The organism is Enterobacter sp. fkY84-1, from assembly GCF_052974705.1.
In genome coordinates this window covers 599755-620563 of the sequence record NZ_CP169393.1, presented here as the reverse complement: position 1 = coordinate 620563, position 20809 = coordinate 599755, and the positions used below count along the sequence as shown (strand labels likewise).

Below are 20809 nucleotides of genomic sequence, written 5' to 3'. Positions count from 1 at the left end.
ATCTCTGTTTTTATTACAACAACTTATGAAATACCTGCTTGCTGACGCCATCGTCTATAACGACGAGGACGGTTCTGTTTCTCTTATCAATGCGCCGGATGAGGATGCGCAGCTCCTCACCTGTACGGCCAATACCATCATGAAGCTGCTGGTTCAGCATCATGGGAACGTGGTTGAACGGGAAACCTTTCTCCAGGAAGTCTGGGATCGGCGAGGGCTTCAGGGGTCTAACAACTCCTTAAACCAGTACATCAGCATTCTGCGCAAGATGCTGGCGGCCCTGCTTCCCGACGCGCTGCTTATCGTTACCGTACCGAAAACGGGCTTTATGCTCAGCGCGGACGTTACGGTCACTCCGCTGGAGGAGGCTCCACCGACCGCCGAAACGGCGAAACCTGCATGGCGCGTTCGCCCTGAATGGCTGTTCTGCGGCGCGCTCACGCTGGTCGTCGTTGCGCTATGCCTCTGGATCGTGCTGATCAAGCCAGAAAATTCACAAAGGGAGATCCATCTGCTGACGCATATCGGCACCTGCCCGGTCTACACCTTTACGCCGCTGGCGGACGTATTTCACGGGAAGGCAATAGCGCTGGCGCAAACGCTTCAGAAGGACGGCCATCTTCCGTGCCTGAAAAATTCAATTTTCTACATGCACATTCAGAGAACGCTTTTCTACGGCCACGAAGGGCGGCTGGTGCTCTCCCAATGTTCCCTCACGCAGGGTAAAGCCAGCGCCTGTCGTACGCTTTACTATTACGAGTGGTGATGATGAGACACAAAAAAGTTTGGCTAACCCTGATCCTCAACCTGCTGCTGCTGGGCGCCGTGCTGGCGTGGTACTTTCACACGCCCCCGCTGTCGGTGGCCTGCGACGGAAACCTGACCTTTTCCGACCGGCGCGACAACCACGATTTCACCTTTGACGGTGAGATCATTATGCGTTTTCATCCCGACAAAACCGGGTACATCACGGTTAACGGCAGCGTGGTAAATGCCCCACGCAGCTGGGAGGTTTCTCGCCAGGAGATGTTTAAATGGCGTCACGTGGAGGGCGAACTGTATGAGATCGCTATTCAAAAAGTGGAGCGTTTTAGCCATGACGCCATGCCGCCCGGGGTCTTTGAAAAATACGTTGCCGGCCTGACGCTGGGCAATAAAAGGCTTCTGACGATCGAGCGCACGCCGGAAGACGCGCTGGTGATCAGCAATTTCTATTCGCCGGTGCTGATCTGCTCGGAATAATGTCGACGGGTCAGGCTATACTTGCCGCCATGACTCTTCGCATTCGCCCCACCACCCTCAACGACATTGCCGCCCTGCCCGCCATTGAACGCGCGGCGGCCGGGCGCTTCCGTGACTTCCCGGCACTCGCCTGGCTTGCCGACGGCGAGGTCATTTCCGCTGAGCAACACCTCGACTATGTCGAACGCGGGTTAAGCTGGCTGGCGCTGGCAAACGACCAGCCCGTCGGGTTTATCCTTGCCGAAGCCCATCCGTCTTCACTGTTTATTGTCGAACTCTCGGTTGATCTGGACTGGCAGGGAAAAGGGATCGGCAGGCAGCTCATCGCCCGCGTGGCAGATTGCGCCCGTAAAAGGGGGCTGACCGCGCTGACGCTGACGACGTTCAGGGACGTACCGTGGAATGCGCCGTTCTATGCGCGGCTGGGGTTTGAAAAAATGACGACCCTGACGCCTGAACTGCGTCGGAAAAGGGAAGAAGAGACGGCGCACGGTTTCGCGTATGAAACGCGCTGCGCCATGCGCCTGCCTCTGTAATATCGCCCGGTGGCGCTGCGCTTACCGGGCCTACAAAACCACAAACCGTAGGCCGGGTAAGGCGCAGCCGCCACCCGGCACAACATACGGCGTTAGAACGTTTCCCAGTTATCACCTGCATCAGCGGTAACCGTTTTACGCGCCATCGCCGGTGCTGCAACGGTTTTCGCAGAAGCGAACTCACGCGCTTTCATCTGCTCCTGCTGAATGCGGAACACCGCCACGGCCTGGGTCAGACGGCTTGCCTGTTCTTCCAGTGCGGCTGCCGCTGCGGCAGACTCTTCCACCAGCGAGGCGTTCTGCTGGGTCACGCGATCCATCTCTGCCACCGCCAGGCCCACCTGGTCGATACCGCGGCTCTGCTCGTCAGACGCAGAGGCGATTTCACCCATGATGTCCGTTACGCGGGTAACCGCGTTCACGATCTCACCCATGGTTTCACCGGCGCTCTCGACCAGCGTTGAACCCACTTCCACGCGACCCACGGAGTCTTCAATCAGGCTCTTGATCTCGCGTGCCGCCTGGGCGCTGCGCTGGGCCAGGTTACGCACTTCACCTGCCACCACCGCGAAACCACGGCCCTGCTCGCCCGCACGCGCCGCTTCTACCGCCGCGTTCAGTGCCAGAATGTTGGTCTGGAAAGCAATGCCGTCGATCACGCTGATAATGTCGGCAATTTTCTGCGAACTGCCCGCGATATCGCGCATGGTCTGCACCACGTTATCCACCACTTTGCCGCCTTTCTGCGCGGTTTCAGAGGCGCTCAGCGCAAGGTGGCTTGCCTGACGAGCGTTTTCGGCGTTCTGCTTAACGGTCGCCGTCAGCTGCTCCATGCTGGCAGCGGTCTCTTCCAGGGAAGCGGCCTGCTGTTCAGTACGGGAGGAGAGGTCGTTATTGCCCATCGCGATTTCACTCGCGCCGCTGTAGATCGCATTCGCGCCGTTACGCACGTCGCCGACGGTACGCACCAGCTCGCCCTGCATATGACGCAGCGAGTCGGCCAGTTCACCCATCTCGTTGGTGCCCTGAACTTCAATACGCTTCACCAGGTCGCCGCTGGCGATATGGCGAATGTTGTCGATCAGACGATTCAGCGGAGAGATCAGCGTCTGCTTGATGTTGAGCCAGACGGCCACGATCACCACCAGCACGGCAATCAGGACGCTGATCAGCACCCAGATAGCCTGGCTGTAGGAGCTGTTGCTGTCTTCAACCGCCGTTTGGTACAGCTTGTCGTTCTGCTGCAGATAGCTCACGTACTGCTTCTCAAAACCGTCCTGGTAGCTCTGGGTCGGCTGGTCGAAGAAGGCGTTGATTTTGCCCGCGCCCAGCAGCTGAATCAGCTCCGCCAGCGCGCCGTGGTAAATATCATAGTTACGCTTGATCTCCATGGCATCCGCATCGCTTTGACGCGGATCGCGCGGCAGGGCTTCGTAGGCAGCCCAGTTTTTTTCCGCCTGTTTCAGAGACGCAGAGGCAATTTGCATCAAATCGTTAACGGTCGCGCCGCTGCCGATATTGCTCTGATCCATCATGTAGCGGATACCCGCACGGTTCAGGGTATTACGGGTTTGCAGCAACGCTACCCAGCTGCCGTTCAGCGTGGACTGTTGCTGGCGAATGGTTTGCAGGACGGTGAAATTCTCTTTGTCATTCTTCAGAGCATTAAAGAAAAGACCACCGGATGTGAGTTGTAAAAGGCCAAATATCGCTAAAACCAGCATTAAGCTGGTGACAATCTTGATACGGTTTAACATGTTTTCTCTTTCCTCAGACAGATACAGAATTTTCGGCCTGGAAAGGGAAAACTTTACGAAATTCATCCTGAAATTTGTGGTTTTTACTCTTCTTCCCGCGCTGCGTTATGTCGGTTTCCGAGTTCAATAAACTCTTCCAGCAGCGCCGTCAGCTGTTTCATCTTCTCCGGCGTAAATTCCGCCTCAATCTGCTGATACGCCTCCTCCACCTGCGCCTGGGCGTGCTCATACAGCGCATTGCCCTCTTTGGTCAGCGAGACGTACAGCTTGCGCTGGTCGTTCAGCGGCTTTAAGCGCAGCACCAGGCCGTCGCGCTCCATTCGCGTCAGAATGCCGGTCAGGCTCGGGCGCAAAATACAGGTGCGAAACGCCAGATCGTGAAAATCCATCGACGGATGTTCAGCCAGCACGCGCACAATGCGCCACTGCTGCTCGGTCAGGTTATGGCGCTTCACAATCGGTCGGAAGTAGGACATCGCCGCTTCCCGCGCCTGCAGCAGCGCGATGGTTAATGAATCATGCATAGCCTCTCCCCTTCACATCATTAACACGTAAACAATTCATAAAAGATGCTTTTATAAACAACACGTTTTCCGTCAAAAAGTCTAACAGAAACCCATTAAGTTTATTAACTCTCTGATTTTAATATCAATAAACACCAACATGTAAATTTATTGTTATTCGTATCACAAATCTTTCACTTCTGATTGCGAAATAATCAGCAAAAGCATAAAACCAGATCATTAATATATTAATGAAATCCAAACCGGACCTCCGGCCTGAGGAGTATGTGAATGAAAGGTACCGTCTTTGCCGTCGCCCTCAACCATCAGAGCCAGCGCGAAGCCTGGCGAGAGGCGTTTGAAAAAGCCCCCTACAACACGCCGCCGAAAACGGCGGTGTGGTTTATCAAACCGCATAACACCGTGATTCGCGCGGGCGACCCCATTCCGTACCCGCAGGGGGAAACGGTGCTGAGCGGCGCCACGGTAGCGCTGGTGGTCGGTAAAACCGCCAGCAAGGTGCGCGTGGAGGACGCCGCGGCGTACATCGCCGGATATGCGCTGGCCAACGAGGTGAGCCTGCCGGAAGAGAGCTTCTACCGCCCGGCCATCAAGGCCAAATGCCGGGACGGATTCTGCCCGCTCGGCGAACCGGTCGCCGTTGATAACGTGGATAGCCTGACCATCATCACGGAGATCAACGGCCGCGAAGCGGACCACTGGAATACCGCCGATCTGCAGCGTAACGCTGCCGAACTGCTGAGCGCCCTGAGCGAGTTCGCCACCCTTAATCCCGGCGATGCGATCCTGCTCGGTACCCCGCACAGCCGCGTTGAGATCCGCCCGGGCGATCGCGTGCGTATTCTGGCAGAAGGGTTTCCGCCGCTGGAAAACCCGGTGGTGGACGAGCGCGACGTCACTATTGCGCACAGCACGCCGCCGCACGCCACGCTGTTTGCCCTCGGCCTGAACTATGCCGATCACGCCAGCGAGCTGGACTTCAAGCCGCCCACCGAGCCGCTGGTCTTTATCAAAGCGCCGAACACCTTCAACGGCGACAACCAGACCTCGGTGCGCCCGAACAACGTCGAGTACATGCACTATGAAGCGGAGCTGGTGGTGGTCATCGGCAAAACCGCCCGCAAGGTGAGCGAAGCCGAGGCGATGGACTATGTTACGGGCTACACGGTCTGCAACGACTACGCCATCCGCGACTACCTGGAAAACTACTACCGCCCGAACCTGCGGGTGAAAAGCCGCGACGGGCTGACCCCCATTTCCCCCAACATCGTGCCAAAAGAGGCCATTCCCGACCCGCACAACCTCGCCCTGCGCACCTTCGTCAACGGCGAGCTGCGCCAGGAAGGCACCACGGCGGATCTGATCTTCAGCATCCCGTACCTGATCGCCTACCTGAGCGACTTTATGACCCTGCAGCCGGGCGACATGATTGCCACCGGCACGCCGAAGGGGCTGTCCGACGTGGTGCCGGGCGATGAGGTGGTGGTGGAAGTGGAAGGCGTGGGACGCCTGGTGAACCGAATTGTGAGTGAGGAGACGGCAAAATGAAAAAGATAAACCATTGGATCAACGGTAAAAACGTCGCGGGCAGCGACTACTTCCACACCACTAACCCGGCCTCCGGCGAGGTCCTGGCAGAAGTGGCCTCCGGCGGCGAAGCCGAAATCCATCAGGCCGTTGCCGCCGCCAAAGAGGCGTTTCCGAAGTGGGCCAACCTGCCGATGAAGGAGCGCGCGCGCCTGATGCGTCGTCTGGGCGATCTGATCGACCAGAACGTGCCGGAGCTCGCCGCCATGGAAACCGCCGACACCGGCCTGCCGATCCACCAGACCAAAAACGTGCTCATTCCGCGCGCCTCGCACAACTTCGAATTCTTCGCCGAGGTGTGCCAGCAGATGAACGGCAAGACCTACCCGGTCGACGACAAGATGCTCAACTACACCCTGGTGCAGCCGGTGGGCGTCTGCGCGCTGGTGTCGCCGTGGAACGTGCCGTTTATGACCGCCACCTGGAAGGTCGCGCCCTGTCTGGCCTTAGGCAATACCGCGGTGCTGAAGATGTCCGAGCTCTCCCCTCTCACCGCCGACCGTCTGGGCGAGCTCGCCCTGGAGGCGGGTATTCCGGCGGGCGTGCTCAACGTGGTGCAGGGCTACGGCGCGACGGCAGGCGATGCGCTGGTGCGGCATCACGACGTGCGCGCCGTCTCCTTCACCGGCGGCACCGCCACCGGGCGCAACATCATGAAAAACGCCGGGCTGAAGAAGTACTCCATGGAGCTGGGCGGCAAATCCCCGGTACTGATTTTTGAAGACGCGGATATCGAGCGCGCGCTGGACGCCGCCCTGTTCACCATCTTCTCCATCAACGGCGAGCGCTGCACCGCGGGCTCGCGCATCTTTATCCAGCAGAGCATCTACCCGGAATTCGTCAAGCGCTTTGCCGAGCGCGCCAGCCGCCTGCGCGTGGGCGACCCGACCGATCCGAACACCCAGATTGGCGCGCTGATTAGCCAGCAGCACTGGGAGAAAGTCTCCGGCTATATCCGCCTCGGCATCGAGGAAGGCGCAACCCTGCTGACGGGCGGCCCGGACAAACCGACCGATCTGCCTGCGCACCTGAAGGGCGGCAACTTCCTGCGTCCGACCGTGCTGGCGGACGTCGACAACCGCATGCGCGTGGCGCAGGAGGAGATCTTCGGGCCGGTGGCCTGCCTGCTGCCGTTCAAGGACGAAGCGGAAGGGCTGCGCCTGGCCAACGACGTGGAGTACGGCCTGGCGTCATACATCTGGACCCAGGACGTCAGCAAAGTGCTGCGCCTGGCGCGCAACATTGAAGCGGGCATGGTGTTCGTCAACACCCAGAACGTGCGCGACCTGCGCCAGCCGTTTGGCGGCGTGAAGGCCTCCGGCACCGGCCGCGAGGGCGGCGAGTACAGCTTCGAGGTATTCGCGGAGATGAAGAACGTCTGCATCTCCATGGGCGACCATCCGATTCCAAAGTGGGGGATCTGAAAATGGGCAAATTAGCGTTAGCGGCAAAAATCACCCACGTGCCGTCGATGTATCTCTCCGAACTGCCGGGCAAAAACCACGGCTGCCGCCAGGGCGCCATCGACGGACACAAAGAGATCAGCAAGCGCTGCCGGGAGCTGGGCGTCGATACCATTATCGTCTTCGACACCCACTGGCTGGTGAACAGCGCCTACCACATCAACTGTGCGGACCATTTTTCGGGCGTCTACACCAGCAACGAGCTGCCGCACTTTATTCGCGACATGACTTACGACTACGACGGCAACCCGGAACTCGGCCAGCTGATTGCCGACGAGGCGGTGAAGCTTGGTGTGCGCGCCAAAGCGCACAACATTCCAAGCCTGAAGCTCGAGTACGGCACGCTGGTGCCGATGCGCTACATGAACGCGGATAAGCACTTCAAAGTGGTCTCTATTTCGGCGTTCTGCACGGTTCACGACTTCGCCGACAGCCGCAGGCTGGGCGAGGCCATCGTCAGCGCCATTGAAAAATACGACGGCACCGTGGCGGTGCTCGCCAGCGGCTCGCTGTCGCACCGCTTTATCGACGACCAGCGCGCGGAAGAAGGGATGAACAGCTACACCCGTGAGTTCGACCGCCAGATGGACGAGCGCGTGGTGAAGCTGTGGCGCGAGGGCCAGTTTAAGGAGTTTTGCAGCATGCTGCCGGAGTACGCCGACTACTGCTACGGCGAGGGCAACATGCACGACACGGTGATGCTGCTGGGCATGCTCGGCTGGGACAAATACGACGGCAAGGTGGAGTTTCTCACCGAGCTGTTCGCCAGCTCCGGCACCGGCCAGGTCAACGCCGTTTTCCCGCTGCCCGCATAAGGAGCCACTATGCCGCACTTTATTGCTGAATGTACCGACAACATCCGCGAGCAGGCCGACCTGCCGGGGCTGTTCGCCAAAGTGAACGAGGCGCTCGCCGCCACGGGCATCTTCCCGCTCGGCGGTATCCGCAGCCGCGCCCACTGGCTGGACACCTGGCAGATGGCCGACGGCAAGCATGATTACGCCTTTGTCCATATGACGCTGAAGATTGGCGCGGGGCGCAGTCTGGAGAGCCGGGAAGCCGTGGGGGAGATGCTGTTTGGGCTGATCAAAGCGCACTTTGCGGAACTGATGGCGAGCCGCTACCTGGCGCTGTCGTTTGAGCTCGACGAGCTACATCCGACGCTCAATTACAAACAAAACAACGTGCACGCGTTGTTTAAGTAGCCGTCTGCTTGCCCGGTGGCGCTTCGCTTACCGGGCCTACAACGGCCCCGAACGTAGGCCGGGTAAGCGCAGCGCCACCCGGCAACAACAGGATATCGCCATGCTCGACAAACATACCCATACCCTGATCGCCCACCGTCTGCATCAGGCGGAACAGTCCCGGGAGCAGATCCGCGCGATCTCGCTGGACTACCCGGAGATCACGATTGAAGACGCCTACGCCGTCCAGCGCGAATGGGTGAGCCTGAAGATCGCCGAAGGCCGCGTGCTGAAGGGCCACAAGATCGGCCTGACCTCCAAAGCGATGCAGGCCAGCTCGCAAATCAGCGAGCCGGACTACGGTGCGCTGCTGGACGACATGTTCTTCCACGACGGCAGCGACATTCCCGTCGATCGCTTTATCGTCCCGCGCATTGAAGTGGAGCTGGCGTTCGTGCTGGCAAAACCGTTGCGCGGCCCGAACTGCACGATCTTCGACGTCTATAACGCCACGGATTACGTCATCCCCGCGCTGGAGCTGATCGACGCCCGCTGCCACAACGTCGACCCGGAGACCCAGCGTCCGCGCAAGGTCTTCGACACCATCTCCGATAACGCCGCCAACGCGGGGGTGATCCTCGGCGGCCGTCCGATTAAGCCCGACGAGCTGGACCTGCGCTGGATCTCCGCCCTGCTCTACCGCAACGGCGTGATCGAAGAGACCGGCGTGGCCGCAGGCGTCCTGAACCACCCGGCCAATGGCGTGGCGTGGCTGGCCAACAAGCTTGCGCCGTACGACGTGCAGCTTGAGCCTGGCCAAATCATTCTCGGCGGCTCGTTTACCCGCCCGGTGCCCGCCAGCAGAGGCGACACCTTCCACGTCGATTACGGCAACATGGGCTCCATCAGCTGCCGCTTTGTCTAGGAGAGCACAATGCAAAACGCATTTAAAGCGGCGCTGAAAGCAGGCCGTCCGCAAATTGGGTTATGGCTGGGGCTGACCAGCAGCTACAGCGCCGAACTGCTGGCCGGGGCAGGCTTCGACTGGCTGCTGATCGACGGCGAACACGCGCCGAACAGCGTGCAGACCGTCTTAACCCAGCTGCAGGCTATCGCCCCTTATCCGAGCCAGCCGGTGGTGCGCCCGTCGTGGAACGACCCGGTGCAAATCAAACAGCTGCTGGACGTGGGTGCGCAAACCCTGCTGGTGCCGATGGTGCAAAACGCCGACGAAGCGCGGCAGGCGGTACGTGCCACCCGCTACCCGCCCGCGGGCATTCGCGGCGTCGGCAGCGCCCTGGCGCGCGCATCGCGCTGGAACCGCATTCCGGATTACCTGCAGCAGGCCAACGACGCCATGTGCGTGCTGGTGCAGATCGAAACCCGCGAGGCGCTGAAAAACCTGCCGCAGATCCTGGACGTGGAAGGCGTCGACGGCGTGTTTATCGGCCCGGCGGATCTCAGCGCCGACATGGGCTTTGCCGGCAATCCTCAGCACCCGGAGGTGCAGGCCGCCATTGAACAGGCGATCGCACAGATACGCGCTGCGGGTAAAGCCCCCGGCATCCTGATGGCGAACGAGCAGCTGGCAAAACGCTATCTTGAACTCGGCGCGCGGTTTGTCGCCGTCGGGGTCGACACGACCCTGCTCGCCCGCGGCGCGGAAGCGCTGGCGGCACGCTTTATCGAAAAACCGGTTACGTCAGTTAATAACAATAAATCCGTCTACTAAACGTAAGATCTGGAGCGCACCATGACGACCTCTACCCTGCAAACCCATGATAATAAAGCTGTTGAACATCGCGCCATTCACAAGCTGTTCCGACGCCTGATCGTCTTTCTCTTTATCCTGTTTGTTTTCTCGTTTCTCGATCGCATCAACATCGGCTTCGCCGGGCTGACGATGGGCAAAGATCTGGGCCTCACCTCAACCATGTTTGGCCTGGCCGCGACGCTCTTTTACGTCACCTACGTGCTGTGCGGGATCCCGAGCAACATCATGCTGGCGAAGATCGGCGCGCGCCGCTGGATCGCCGGGATCATGGTAGTGTGGGGTATTGCCTCCACCTGCACCATGTTCGCCACCAGCCCCGAAACCCTCTACGTTCTGCGCATGCTGGTGGGCATTGCCGAAGCCGGTTTCCTGCCGGGGATTCTGGTCTACCTCACCTGGTGGTTCCCGGCCTATCACCGCGCCCGCGCCAACGCGCTGTTTATGATTGCCATGCCGGTCACCATGATGCTCGGCTCAATCCTCTCCGGGTACATTCTGGCGATGGACGGACTGTGGAACCTCAAGGGCTGGCAGTGGCTGTTCCTGCTGGAAGGGCTGCCGTCGGTGGTGCTCGGCGTGGTGACCTGGTTTTACCTCAACGACACGCCGGATCAGGCCACCTGGCTGGATGAGGACGAAAAGCGGGCGCTCAAAACGATGATCGCCCGCGAGCAGGAGGTTGCCATTGCCCAATCCGTCACGCCGCGCTCGACGCTGCGCGAGGTGCTGACCCCGGCGGTGCTGCTCTACACGCTGGCCTACTTCTGCCTGACCAATACGCTGAGCGCGATCAACATCTGGACGCCGCAGATCCTGCAGAGCTTCAACACGGGGAGCAGCAACATCGTCATCGGCCTGCTGGCGGCGATCCCGCAGTTCTGCACCATCCTCGGGATGATCTGGTGGAGCCGCCGCTCCGACAGGCTGAAAGAGCGAAAAAAGCACACCATCCTGCCGTACCTGTTCGCCGCGGCGGGATGGATGCTGGCCTCCGCGACCGATCACAGCCTGATCCAGCTGCTTGGCATCATCATGGCCTCAACCGGATCGTTTACCGCCATGGCGATATTCTGGACCACGCCGGATCGGGTGATTAGCCTGCAGTCCCGCGCGGTGGCGCTGGCGGTGATCAACGCCATCGGCAACGTCGGCTCCGCCGTTAGCCCGCTGCTGATTGGGATCCTGCGCGACGCGACCGGCAGCTTCAGCTCGGGACTGTGGTTTGTGGCCGGGCTGCTGGTGGTCGGCGCGCTGGTGCTGACGCGTATTCCGATGACGCAGCGGGATCAACAGAGGAACGATCATGTGCCAGAGCCCTATCGCCAACATTGATATCAGCAAGGAGTACGACGAAAGTCTGGGCACCGACGATGTGCACTACCAGTCGTTCGCCCGCATGGCGGCCTTTTTTGGCCGCGACATGCAGGCGCATCGTCACGACCAGTATTTTCAGATGCACTTTCTCGATACCGGGCAGATTGAGCTCCAGCTCGACGATCACCGCTATTCGGTGCAGGCCCCGCTGTTCGTCCTCACGCCGCCGTCGGTGCCGCACGCGTTTATCACCGAATCCGACAGCGACGGACACGTGCTGACGGTGCGCGAGGATCTGATCTGGCCGCTGCTTGAGGTGCTCTACCCCGGCACGCGGGAGGCGTTTGGCCTGCCGGGGATCTGCCTTTCGCTTGCCGACAGGCCGGACGAGCTGGCGGCGCTGAAGCACTACTGGCAGCTGATTGCCCGGGAATCCACGGAGCAGCTGCCCGGGCGCGAGCATACGCTGGTCCTGCTGGCCCAGGCAGTTTTCACCCTGCTGCTGCGCAACGCGAAGCTCGACGACCACGCGTCAGGCGGCATGCGCGGCGAGCTGAAGCTGTTCCAGCGCTTTACCCAGTTGATCGACACCCACTACCACCAGCACTGGACGGTGCCGGAATACGCCAGCGAGCTGCACCTGACCGAATCTCGCCTGACCGATATCTGCCGCCGCTTCGCCAACCGCCCACCAAAACGCCTGATCTTCGACCGCCAGCTGCGGGAGGCCAGACGCTTGCTGCTCTTCTCCGACAGCACCGTCAGCGAGATTGCCTGGCAGCTGGGGTTCAAAGATCCGGCCTATTTCGCCCGCTTTTTTAACCGCTTAGTGGGGTGCTCGCCCAGCGCGTATCGGGCGCAGAAAGTACCGGTTTCCTGAACGCATCACGGTTCGTAGGGCGGGTAAGCGCAGCGCCACCCGCCGAAAAGCCGCACAGATCACAAAACCACATCCCACCCGAAAAGTACCCGTCGTTGTCCCAATCGTCCCTTCACGTTACGTCCCTCTCAGGCTTCAATTAAACAACAAAAACAAAACATAAATTTAACAACACTATTCCGATACGAGGTCCCTATGAAGCCTGAAGAGTTCCGCGCCGATACCAAACGTCCGTTAACCGGTGAAGAGTATTTAAAAAGCCTGCAGGACGGGCGTGAGATTTATATCTACGGCGAGCGCGTCAAAGACGTCACCACCCATCCGGCATTTCGCAATGCGGCAGCCTCCATCGCGCAGATGTACGACGCGCTGCACAAGCCGGACATGCAGGACACGCTGTGCTGGGGCACCGACACCGGCAGCGGCGGCTATACCCACAAGTTCTTCCGCGTGGCGAAAAGCGCCGACGACCTGCGCCAGCAGCGCGATGCCATCGCCGAGTGGTCGCGACTGAGCTACGGCTGGATGGGCCGCACGCCGGACTACAAAGCCGCGTTCGGTTGTGCGCTGGGCGCCAACCCGGCCTTCTACGGCCAGTTCGAGCAGAACGCCCGGAACTGGTACACCCGCATTCAGGAAACCGGCCTGTACTTCAACCACGCCATCGTTAACCCGCCGATCGACCGCCACAAGCCAGCGGACGAGGTAAAAGACGTCTACATCAAGCTGGAGAAAGAGACCGACGCCGGGATTATCGTCAGCGGCGCGAAAGTGGTGGCCACCAACTCTGCCCTGACCCACTACAACATGATCGGCTTTGGATCCGCGCAGGTGATGGGCGAAAACCCGGACTTCGCGCTGATGTTCGTCGCGCCGATGGATGCCGAGGGCGTGAAGCTGATCTCCCGCGCCTCCTACGAGATGGTGGCAGGCGCAACCGGATCCCCGTACGACTATCCGCTCTCCAGCCGCTTTGACGAGAACGATGCCATCCTGGTGATGGATCACGTGCTGATCCCGTGGGAAAACGTGCTGATCTACCGCGATTTCGACCGCTGCCGCCGCTGGACGATGGAAGGCGGCTTTGCGCGAATGTACCCGCTGCAGGCCTGCGTGCGCCTGGCGGTGAAGCTCGACTTCATCACCGCTCTGCTGAAGAAATCCCTGGAGTGCACCGGCACCCTGGAGTTCCGCGGCGTGCAGGCGGATCTCGGCGAAGTGGTGGCCTGGCGCAACATGTTCTGGGCGCTGAGCGACTCCATGTGTTCCGAAGCCACGCCGTGGGTCAACGGCGCGTATCTGCCGGATCACGCCGCGCTGCAGACCTACCGCGTGATGGCCCCAATGGCCTACGCGAAGATCAAGAACATCATCGAGCGTAACGTCACCTCCGGGCTGATCTACCTGCCGTCCAGCGCCCGGGATCTGAACAACCCGCAGATCGACCAGTATCTGGCGAAATACGTGCGCGGCTCCAACGGCATGGATCACGTCGAACGCATCAAGATTTTGAAGCTGATGTGGGATGCCATCGGCAGCGAGTTTGGCGGTCGTCACGAGCTGTACGAAATTAACTACTCCGGCAGCCAGGATGAGATCCGCCTGCAGTGTCTGCGCCAGGCGCAGAGCTCCGGCAACATGGACAAGATGATGGCGATGGTCGACCGCTGCATGTCCGAATACGACCAACACGGCTGGACGGTGCCGCACCTGCACAATAACAGCGATATCAACATGCTGGATAAGCTGCTGAAATAGCGCAGCGGGAGGTTTTCATGCAATCAGAACAACGCCTGCGTTTTCGCGACGCGATGGCCAGCCTGTCGGCCGCGGTCAATGTTGTCACCACCGAGGGTGAGGCCGGACGCTGCGGCATCACCGCCACCGCCGTCTGCTCGGTCACGGACACCCCGCCGTCGGTGATGGTATGCATCAACGCCAACAGCGCCATGAACCCGGTATTCCAGGGCAACGGCAGGCTGTGCGTTAACGTGCTGAACCACGAGCAGGAGATCATGGCGCGCCATTTCGCCGGGATGACCGGTATGACGATGGAGGATCGCTTTGCCCTCTCCTGCTGGCAGAAAGGCCCGCTGGCGCAGCCGGTGCTCAAGGGCGCGCTGGCCAGCCTTGAAGGTGAAATAAGCCAGGTACAAACCATCGGCACGCATCTGGTTTATCTTGTTGAAATTAAAAACATCATCCTGAGTGATGCGGGCCACGGCCTGATCTACTTCAGGCGACGTTTCCACCCGGTCATGCTGGAGACGGAAGCCGCCGTGTGATCTCCCTCGCGCTGGCCCTTTTTTCCGGCCAGCGCCGCTTTCTACAAAAACTCCTAAGGTTTCCGCTAAATCACGCCGTTATATACCCATAAGAGAAATTTTCTGTGCCTGAATACTGACAGGTTGTGTCAGTGCCCCCGCATCATTCAGCGCATGCCTATATATACAGGATGACCTTATGGCTAAAACGACGCGGAGCCGCTCGGCTGAACGTCTGGTCGATATTCTCCTTGAGCTACATTTAAACGGTGTGGTAAACCGCAGTGCGCTAATGGAGAAATTTAAAATTACCGAGCGCACCGTCTACCGGGATTTAAATGCCCTCTCGCCCATTGTTGAACATACCGGTAACGGGCTATATCGTCTGATTCATTCTGCACAATCGCCCGGCGGACAAGGATTGCACCACACTCTGGCTAACTTTATGAATGCCGACAGCTTTTTCCCTGAAAGAAATACGGAATTCTGGCAAAAGCTTGAAACGCGCGTAGACGAAAACCATATTCTTATTCTTGGTAATGAAGCGGAACACACGTTAGAACGCGATATTCGCCGTCATTTAACGAAAGTCGAGAAATCGATTAAAAACCATAATGTTTGCCAGATCGTTTATAAGGGCAAAACCCGCCTGATTAATCCCTATAAACTCATTAACAAAAAAAATATATGGTATTTACAAGCCACCGAAAATAGCCGGCTGAAATCCTTCTCATTGAGCCAGATTAGCTGGTTTGATATTCAGAAAACGACCTTCACTCCTGAAGAAAATGTCCTTGAGCTGCTGGAAAAAAGCCTTGATCCCTGGGTGTCCGAAGATACTTTCGTGGTGAAAATATTCATTAAAGATAATATTTCACATTACTTCCTGCGCCGCGATCTTCTGCCGGAACAGGAGCTGCTGGAGGAGCAACAGGGCGGCGTCACGCTGCGCTGCCAGGCGGCCCACGAGAACCAGATCCTGCCGCTGCTGTTCTACTGGCTCCCCCATATTCAGATACTGGAACCAAGCTGGCTGAAGGAGAAGCTCATCAGGACGCTGGAAAGCTATCTGGCCGTGGAGCGTACCCCGAATAATCAAGTGATCTCAATCACATAATTTCGCCCACTGGCGGCGCGCCGAAACCGCTCGTCGCCGCCTTTGACCGCTCACCCGGCACTTTCAACCACTCATTCATTTACCGTCCTTTACGCGCGCGTTGATCTGGCACGATCGCTCCAGCATTAATCAATACCTCCTCACAACGAACCCTGACCCTTTTTTCTTTACATAAAAAACCAGGTCTTACTATGGATACTAAAAAACTACTGAAGCACGTGCCCTGGGCCTTACTCGGGATCCTCGGCGCTTTTTGTCTGGCGGTTGTCGCATTACGCCGGGGCGAACACGTAAGCGCCCTGTGGATCGTGGTCGCGTCGGTTTCAGTCTATCTTGTGGCTTATCGCTACTACAGCTTATACATCGCGCAGAAGGTCATGAAGCTCGACCCGACGCGTGCCACCCCGGCGGTCATTAACAATGACGGCCTGAACTACGTGCCAACCAACCGCTACGTGCTGTTTGGTCACCACTTTGCCGCGATCGCCGGTGCGGGCCCGCTGGTCGGCCCGGTACTGGCCGCGCAGATGGGCTACCTGCCGGGTACGCTCTGGCTGCTGGCGGGCGTGGTGCTGGCGGGTGCGGTGCAGGACTTTATGGTGCTGTTTATCTCTTCTCGCCGTAACGGCGCCTCTCTGGGTGAGATGGTCAAAGAGGAGATGGGCCGCGTGCCGGGAACTATCGCCCTGTTCGGTTGCTTCCTGATCATGATCATCATCCTTGCGGTGCTGGCCCTGATCGTGGTGAAAGCGCTGGCCGAAAGCCCGTGGGGTGTCTTCACCGTCTGCTCTACCGTACCGATTGCGCTGTTCATGGGGATCTACATGCGATTCCTGCGTCCGGGACGCGTGGGTGAAGTGTCGGTGATTGGTATCGTGCTGCTGGTCGCCTCCATCTACTTCGGCGGCGTGATTGCGCACGACCCGTACTGGGGTCCGGCGCTGACCTTCAAGGACACCACCATTACCTTCGCGCTGATTGGCTATGCGTTTATCTCCGCGCTGCTGCCGGTCTGGCTGATTCTGGCCCCGCGTGACTACCTGGCCACCTTCCTTAAAATCGGCGTTATCGTCGGTCTGGCGATCGGCATCCTGCTGATCAACCCGGATCTGAAAATGCCTGCGGTAACGCAGTACATCGACGGTACCGGCCCGCTGTGGAAAGGCGCCCTGTTCCCGTTCCTGTTCATCACCATTGCCTGCGGTGCGGTCTCCGGCTTCCACGCCCTGATCTCCTCCGGTACCACGCCTAAGCTGCTGGCGAACGAGAAAGACGCACGCTTGATCGGCTACGGCGCGATGCTGATGGAGTCCTTCGTAGCGATCATGGCGCTGGTTGCCGCGTCCATCATCGAACCGGGTCTGTACTTTGCGATGAACACCCCACCGGCGGGTCTCGGCATCACTATGCCTAACCTGCATGAGATGGGCGGCGACAACGCGGCGCTGATTATGGCGCAGTTGAAAGACGCCAGCGCACACGCGGCGGCGACCGTCAGCTCCTGGGGCTTCGTGATTTCGCCTGAGCAGATCATGCAGACCGCGAAGGACATCGGCGAACCGTCCGTGCTGAACCGCGCCGGTGGCGCACCGACGCTGGCCGTCGGTATCGCACACGTGTTCCACAAAGTGCTGCCGTGGGCGGACATGGGCTTCTGGTACCACTTCGGTATTCTGTTCGAAGCGCTGTTCATCCTGACCGCGCTGGATGCCGGTACCCGTGCGGGCCGCTTCATGCTGCAGGACCTGCTCGGTAACTTCGTGCCGTTCCTGAAGAAAACCGACTCTCTGGTGGCGGGCATTCTGGGTACGGCGGGCTGCGTCGGCCTCTGGGGCTACCTGCTGTATCAGGGCGTTGTCGACCCGCTCGGCGGCGTGAAGAGCCTGTGGCCGCTGTTCGGTATCTCTAACCAGATGCTGGCTGCCGTGGCGCTGGTGCTCGGCACCGTGGTCCTGGTGAAGATGAAGCGCACCAAATACATCTGGGTCACCGTGGTGCCTGCGCTGTGGCTGCTGCTCTGCACCACCTGGGCGCTTGGCCTGAAGCTGTTCAGCGCCAACCCGCAGCTGGAAGGCTTCTTCTTCATGGCTAACCAGTACAAAGAGAAGATTGCCGCAGGCGGCGCAGACCTGACTGCCCAGCAGATTGCCAACATGAACCATATCGTGGTGAACAACTACACCAACGCGGGTCTGAGCATTCTGTTCCTGGTGGTGGTATACAGCATTATCTTCTACGGCATCAACACCTGGTTGAAAGTGCGTAACGCTGAAGGCCGCACGGATAAAGAAACCCCGTACGTGCCGGTGCCGGAAGGCGGCGTGAAGACCTCTTCACACCACTAAAACAATGGCGGGTGGCGCTGCGCTGACCCGCCCTACAACGGTACTGTAGGCCCGGATCGCTGCGCGCCACCGGGCTTTTTCTTATCAGGACACGTTATGTTTGGTAACTTAGGCGAAGCAAAAAAATACCTCGGTCAGGCGGCGAAAATGCTGATTGGCATTCCGGACTATGACAACTACGTTGAGCATATGAAGACCAACCATCCGGATAAGCCATACATGACCTACACCGAATTCTTCCGCGAGCGTCAGGAAGCGCGCTACGGCGGAAGTGGAGAAGGCGGCGTCCGCTGCTGCTAAAGGAGAGACCATGACCCCGATTGCCGTTACCCTGCTGACCGGTTTCCTCGGCGCCGGTAAAACCACCCTGCTGCGCCACATTCTGAACGAGCAGCACGGCTTCAAAATCGCCGTCATCGAAAACGAATTTGGCGAAGTCTCCGTAGACGACCAGCTGATTGGCGATCGCGCCACGCAGATCAAAACCCTGACCAACGGCTGCATCTGCTGCACCCGCTCTAACGAGCTGGAAGACGCCCTGCTGGACCTGCTCGACAGCCGCGATCGCGGTGAAATCGACTTTGACCGTCTGGTGATCGAGTGCACCGGCATGGCTGACCCCGGCCCGATTATTCAGACCTTTTTCTCTCACGAAATCCTCTGCCAGCGCTACCTGCTGGACGGCGTGATTGCCCTGGTCGATGCGGTCCACGCGGACGAGCAGATGAACCAGTTCACCATCGCCCAGTCTCAGGTGGGCTACGCCGACCGCATCCTGCTGACCAAAACCGACGTGGCGGGCGAAAGCGTTAAGCTTCGCGAGCGCCTGACGCGCATCAACTCCCGCGCGCCAATTTACACGGTGACGCACGGCGATATCGACCTGTCCCAGCTGTTCAACACCAACGGCTTTATGCTGGAGGAGAATGTCACCGCGAAACCGCGCTTCCACTTTATGGGAGACAAGCAAAACGACGTGGCGTCAATTGTGGTGGAGCTGGATTATCCGGTGGATATCAGCGAAGTCTCCCGCGTAATGGAGAACCTGCTGCTGTCGTTTGCCGACAAGCTGCTGCGCTACAAAGGGATGCTGTGGATTGACGGCGAGCCCAACCGCCTGCTGTTCCAGGGCGTGCAGCGCCTGTACAGCGCCGACTGGGACCGACCGTGGGGCGATGAACCGCCGCACAGCGTGATGGTGTTTATAGGCATCCAACTGCCGGAAGAGGAGATTCGGGCGGCGTTTGCGGGGCTGAAGAAATAGCCTCCCCGCTTAACTATGCGATCCGAACAATCCCCTCTCCCCTATGGGGAGAGGGGTGAGCGGTAAACTTATTTCACCGCCTCCGGCAGCGTCACAATCCACAGCTCGCTGTCGGACTCCGGCTTCTTCAGCGGCTTCACGCTGAGCGTGGTTTCCACCGGTTTATCATCCAGCGTCAGCTTGCCTTCCGCGTTCACCCGGTAATCCTTAAGCTTCTTGCCCTCGACCGGGTTTTGCATCGCGACCTTCACGCCAAAATCGTTATCGTTCGCCACCGCAAGCGTTTTGCTGTCGATCAGCGCCAGTCCTTCAGCCTTCTCCTGCTGCCAGCCCAGCGCGCGAAGATCGACCACCTGCGTTTTTGCCGCAAGGGTAATGCCGCGCTGCGCCAGGGTTTTCTCATCATCAAACTCCGGATATTCGCCCGGCTTGTCGAAGGCGGTCAGGTCACTCGCCTTGCTGAGATCCACCTTGTAAATCAGGTTACGCATCCCGTCGTTTTTATCGCTTCCCTGCTCAATCAGCAGGATGTGCTGATTATCGATCGCCACGATGTCGCCGATTTTGGCATCGCTGTTTTTGTCGTAGGCCGCGCTGTCGATAGGGTAACCGTACATCGCGGTTTTGCCGGTCGCCGGGTCGAAACTCACCAGACGGGTGAACAGCGCCTGCTTTTTGCTCTTCCCGTCGATGTCCAGCGTGCTTTGCACGGCGGCGATAATCCGCCCGTCCGGCATCCGGGTCAGGCCTTCAAAGCCCCGGTTGGGCTGGCGCCATTTGATGATGTTTGGCAGACCGCCCGCGATAGATTTTTCCCCTTCCGCGGCCTGCGGCCCGTGGATCGCGAGGATCTTGCCTTTGCTGTCGACGTTAATCAGGAACGGGCCGTACTCGTCGCACAGCCAGTAGCCGCCTTTGCCGTCCGGCGTAATGCCTTCCGTATCCAGTCCGCGGTTATCACCTTTCAGAACCTTGAGGGTGTCGCTGAACGCCACTTCATTGGTGGAGCCAATCACGCCGCTTTGCAGCGGCAGACCGTTAATCTCGCCTTTATCGTCGTGCAGCGGGCGGGCATCAACCGCCTCCGCTTTGCCGTTCTGGACGCGGATGGTCATCAGGAGCGGCGCGAAATCCGGCGTAACAAAGATTTTGGCTTCGTTTTTACCCATTTTTGGCGCATCGGCGTTGGGACCGCGATCGGTCACGGTCGCAAACGTCAGGGCATCGCCCTGCTTGCCCGTAAACAGCAGGCCAGAGCCAATCCCCACCGGAAGCCCGTTCGGGAACGCATCGGCAAACGCGCCGCTGTATTTCACATGGGAGCCGTCAGGGAAGCTGACGATATAGCGCTCAGCGGTAGGCTGCGCAGCCAGGCCAGAGAAAGAGAGCGCACAACCGATAAGCACAGGAATAATTTTTCTTTTCATATTGTTAGTGTCCAGTGAGTGAAGCCAACAACGTAAAGAATAAACGTGTCAGAAAAATGACATAGAAAGGCAACCGGCGTGCGCGGGTGAACGTATATTCATTGCCCTGAAATGTAAGGTTGTGTTGTATT

Annotated in this window: 20 protein-coding genes; 17 read left to right on the top strand and 3 right to left on the bottom strand. The window is 59.1% G+C overall.

Going from position 1 to position 20809, the window contains the following annotated elements:
• Positions 1-25: 25 nt before the first annotated feature.
• The 3 genes from ACEPLT_RS02925 to ACEPLT_RS02915 are packed head-to-tail and all read left to right on the top strand — an operon-like array spanning position 26 to position 1778.
• Entirely contained in the window at positions 26-766 is a 741-nt protein-coding gene (locus tag ACEPLT_RS02925; protein WP_008502102.1) for a winged helix-turn-helix domain-containing protein, read from the top strand.
• A gap of 2 nt (positions 767-768) precedes the next feature.
• Entirely contained in the window at positions 769-1242 is a 474-nt protein-coding gene (locus ACEPLT_RS02920) for a hypothetical protein (RefSeq protein WP_063453606.1), read from the top strand.
• Between the two features lie 29 nt (positions 1243-1271).
• Entirely contained in the window at positions 1272-1778 is a 507-nt protein-coding gene (locus tag ACEPLT_RS02915; protein WP_232928514.1) for a GNAT family N-acetyltransferase, read from the top strand.
• A 92-nt stretch (positions 1779-1870) separates the two neighbouring features.
• Here the strand turns inward: ACEPLT_RS02915 and tsr are convergent, their stop codons facing one another.
• Both tsr and hpaR read right to left on the bottom strand, forming a co-directional pair.
• Positions 1871-3535: a methyl-accepting chemotaxis protein gene (gene tsr, locus ACEPLT_RS02910; protein WP_232928516.1), complete on the bottom strand. Its 1665-nt coding sequence runs from the start codon at positions 3533-3535 to the stop codon at positions 1871-1873.
• Positions 3536-3618: 83 nt separating this feature from the next.
• Entirely contained in the window at positions 3619-4059 is a 441-nt protein-coding gene (gene hpaR / locus ACEPLT_RS02905; RefSeq protein ID WP_032654998.1) for a homoprotocatechuate degradation operon regulator HpaR, read from the bottom strand.
• Between the two features lie 270 nt (positions 4060-4329).
• On the opposite strand from hpaR, the gene hpaG reads away from it, so the two are divergent.
• The 14 genes from hpaG to yjiA all read left to right on the top strand — a co-directional run bounded on the left by hpaG (position 4330) and on the right by yjiA (position 19251).
• Positions 4330-5607, top strand: coding sequence for a 4-hydroxyphenylacetate degradation bifunctional isomerase/decarboxylase (gene hpaG, locus ACEPLT_RS02900; RefSeq protein ID WP_032655000.1), 1278 nt, complete (start codon positions 4330-4332; stop codon positions 5605-5607).
• Positions 5604-7070 carry a 5-carboxymethyl-2-hydroxymuconate semialdehyde dehydrogenase gene (gene hpaE / locus ACEPLT_RS02895; RefSeq protein WP_032655003.1) on the top strand — a complete coding sequence of 489 codons (1467 nt, stop codon included), beginning with the start codon at positions 5604-5606 and terminating at the stop codon, positions 7068-7070. Before hpaG ends, hpaE begins: the two co-directional genes overlap by 4 nt.
• A 2-nt stretch (positions 7071-7072) precedes the next feature.
• On the top strand, positions 7073-7924 hold the full coding sequence (hpaD, locus tag ACEPLT_RS02890; RefSeq protein WP_014830538.1) for a 3,4-dihydroxyphenylacetate 2,3-dioxygenase: 852 nt from the start codon (positions 7073-7075) through the stop codon (positions 7922-7924).
• A gap of 9 nt (positions 7925-7933) precedes the next feature.
• Positions 7934-8314 (top strand): 5-carboxymethyl-2-hydroxymuconate Delta-isomerase, encoded by a 381-nt coding sequence (locus ACEPLT_RS02885; protein ID WP_032655006.1) that lies wholly within the window; start codon positions 7934-7936, stop codon positions 8312-8314.
• 100 nt (positions 8315-8414) lie between these two features.
• Positions 8415-9218: a 2-oxo-hept-4-ene-1,7-dioate hydratase gene (gene hpaH, locus ACEPLT_RS02880; RefSeq protein WP_024908290.1), complete on the top strand. Its 804-nt coding sequence runs from the start codon at positions 8415-8417 to the stop codon at positions 9216-9218.
• A 9-nt stretch (positions 9219-9227) separates the two neighbouring features.
• A complete protein-coding gene (gene hpaI / locus ACEPLT_RS02875) occupies positions 9228-10025 on the top strand; it encodes a 4-hydroxy-2-oxoheptanedioate aldolase (protein WP_032655009.1) in 798 nt (265 codons plus the stop codon).
• A gap of 21 nt (positions 10026-10046) precedes the next feature.
• Positions 10047-11399 (top strand): 4-hydroxyphenylacetate permease, encoded by a 1353-nt coding sequence (gene hpaX, locus ACEPLT_RS02870; protein ID WP_032655012.1) that lies wholly within the window; start codon positions 10047-10049, stop codon positions 11397-11399.
• A complete protein-coding gene (gene hpaA / locus ACEPLT_RS02865; RefSeq protein WP_008501306.1) occupies positions 11371-12261 on the top strand; it encodes a 4-hydroxyphenylacetate catabolism regulatory protein HpaA in 891 nt (296 codons plus the stop codon). The genes hpaX and hpaA overlap by 29 nt, the downstream gene beginning before the upstream one ends.
• Positions 12262-12456: 195 nt before the next feature.
• Positions 12457-14019 (top strand): 4-hydroxyphenylacetate 3-monooxygenase, oxygenase component, encoded by a 1563-nt coding sequence (gene hpaB / locus ACEPLT_RS02860; protein ID WP_219369255.1) that lies wholly within the window; start codon positions 12457-12459, stop codon positions 14017-14019.
• Positions 14020-14036: 17 nt separating this feature from the next.
• On the top strand, positions 14037-14546 hold the full coding sequence (locus tag ACEPLT_RS02855) for a 4-hydroxyphenylacetate 3-monooxygenase reductase subunit (RefSeq protein ID WP_045907710.1): 510 nt from the start codon (positions 14037-14039) through the stop codon (positions 14544-14546).
• A gap of 178 nt (positions 14547-14724) precedes the next feature.
• On the top strand, positions 14725-15642 hold the full coding sequence (locus ACEPLT_RS02850; protein WP_232928518.1) for a helix-turn-helix transcriptional regulator: 918 nt from the start codon (positions 14725-14727) through the stop codon (positions 15640-15642).
• Between the two features lie 191 nt (positions 15643-15833).
• Positions 15834-17987, top strand: coding sequence for a carbon starvation CstA family protein (locus ACEPLT_RS02845; RefSeq protein ID WP_223539976.1), 2154 nt, complete (start codon positions 15834-15836; stop codon positions 17985-17987).
• A gap of 96 nt (positions 17988-18083) precedes the next feature.
• A complete protein-coding gene (locus tag ACEPLT_RS02840) occupies positions 18084-18287 on the top strand; it encodes a YbdD/YjiX family protein (RefSeq protein WP_003856610.1) in 204 nt (67 codons plus the stop codon).
• 10 nt (positions 18288-18297) lie between these two features.
• Entirely contained in the window at positions 18298-19251 is a 954-nt protein-coding gene (yjiA, locus tag ACEPLT_RS02835) for a GTPase (RefSeq protein ID WP_063622614.1), read from the top strand.
• A gap of 68 nt (positions 19252-19319) precedes the next feature.
• Here yjiA and ACEPLT_RS02830 read toward each other — a convergent pair whose 3' ends face one another.
• Positions 19320-20678, bottom strand: a complete 1359-nt coding sequence (locus ACEPLT_RS02830) for an esterase-like activity of phytase family protein (RefSeq protein WP_032675894.1) — start codon at positions 20676-20678, stop codon at positions 19320-19322.
• Between the last annotated feature and the right edge of the window lie 131 nt (positions 20679-20809).

Excerpts from the sequence above, each read along its gene's own strand:
- yjiA (WP_063622614.1), top strand. The coding sequence starts at position 18,298 with ATGACCCCGATTGCCGTTACCCTGCTGACCGGTTTCCTCGGCGCCGGT.
- hpaX (WP_032655012.1), top strand. The coding sequence starts at position 10,047 with ATGACGACCTCTACCCTGCAAACCCATGATAATAAAGCTGTTGAACAT.
- ACEPLT_RS02925 (WP_008502102.1), top strand. The coding sequence starts at position 26 with ATGAAATACCTGCTTGCTGACGCCATCGTCTATAACGACGAGGACGGT.
- hpaD (WP_014830538.1), top strand. The coding sequence starts at position 7,073 with ATGGGCAAATTAGCGTTAGCGGCAAAAATCACCCACGTGCCGTCGATG.
- hpaB (WP_219369255.1), top strand. The coding sequence starts at position 12,457 with ATGAAGCCTGAAGAGTTCCGCGCCGATACCAAACGTCCGTTAACCGGT.
- ACEPLT_RS02885 (WP_032655006.1), top strand. The coding sequence starts at position 7,934 with ATGCCGCACTTTATTGCTGAATGTACCGACAACATCCGCGAGCAGGCC.
- hpaR (WP_032654998.1), bottom strand. The coding sequence starts at position 4,059 with ATGCATGATTCATTAACCATCGCGCTGCTGCAGGCGCGGGAAGCGGCG.
- ACEPLT_RS02845 (WP_223539976.1), top strand. The coding sequence starts at position 15,834 with ATGGATACTAAAAAACTACTGAAGCACGTGCCCTGGGCCTTACTCGGG.
- hpaA (WP_008501306.1), top strand. The coding sequence starts at position 11,371 with ATGTGCCAGAGCCCTATCGCCAACATTGATATCAGCAAGGAGTACGAC.
- ACEPLT_RS02850 (WP_232928518.1), top strand. The coding sequence starts at position 14,725 with ATGGCTAAAACGACGCGGAGCCGCTCGGCTGAACGTCTGGTCGATATT.
- hpaG (WP_032655000.1), top strand. The coding sequence starts at position 4,330 with ATGAAAGGTACCGTCTTTGCCGTCGCCCTCAACCATCAGAGCCAGCGC.
- tsr (WP_232928516.1), bottom strand. The coding sequence starts at position 3,535 with ATGTTAAACCGTATCAAGATTGTCACCAGCTTAATGCTGGTTTTAGCG.
- hpaH (WP_024908290.1), top strand. The coding sequence starts at position 8,415 with ATGCTCGACAAACATACCCATACCCTGATCGCCCACCGTCTGCATCAG.
- ACEPLT_RS02855 (WP_045907710.1), top strand. The coding sequence starts at position 14,037 with ATGCAATCAGAACAACGCCTGCGTTTTCGCGACGCGATGGCCAGCCTG.
- ACEPLT_RS02840 (WP_003856610.1), top strand. The coding sequence starts at position 18,084 with ATGTTTGGTAACTTAGGCGAAGCAAAAAAATACCTCGGTCAGGCGGCG.
- ACEPLT_RS02830 (WP_032675894.1), bottom strand. The coding sequence starts at position 20,678 with ATGAAAAGAAAAATTATTCCTGTGCTTATCGGTTGTGCGCTCTCTTTC.
- hpaE (WP_032655003.1), top strand. The coding sequence starts at position 5,604 with ATGAAAAAGATAAACCATTGGATCAACGGTAAAAACGTCGCGGGCAGC.
- ACEPLT_RS02915 (WP_232928514.1), top strand. The coding sequence starts at position 1,272 with ATGACTCTTCGCATTCGCCCCACCACCCTCAACGACATTGCCGCCCTG.
- hpaI (WP_032655009.1), top strand. The coding sequence starts at position 9,228 with ATGCAAAACGCATTTAAAGCGGCGCTGAAAGCAGGCCGTCCGCAAATT.
- ACEPLT_RS02920 (WP_063453606.1), top strand. The coding sequence starts at position 769 with ATGAGACACAAAAAAGTTTGGCTAACCCTGATCCTCAACCTGCTGCTG.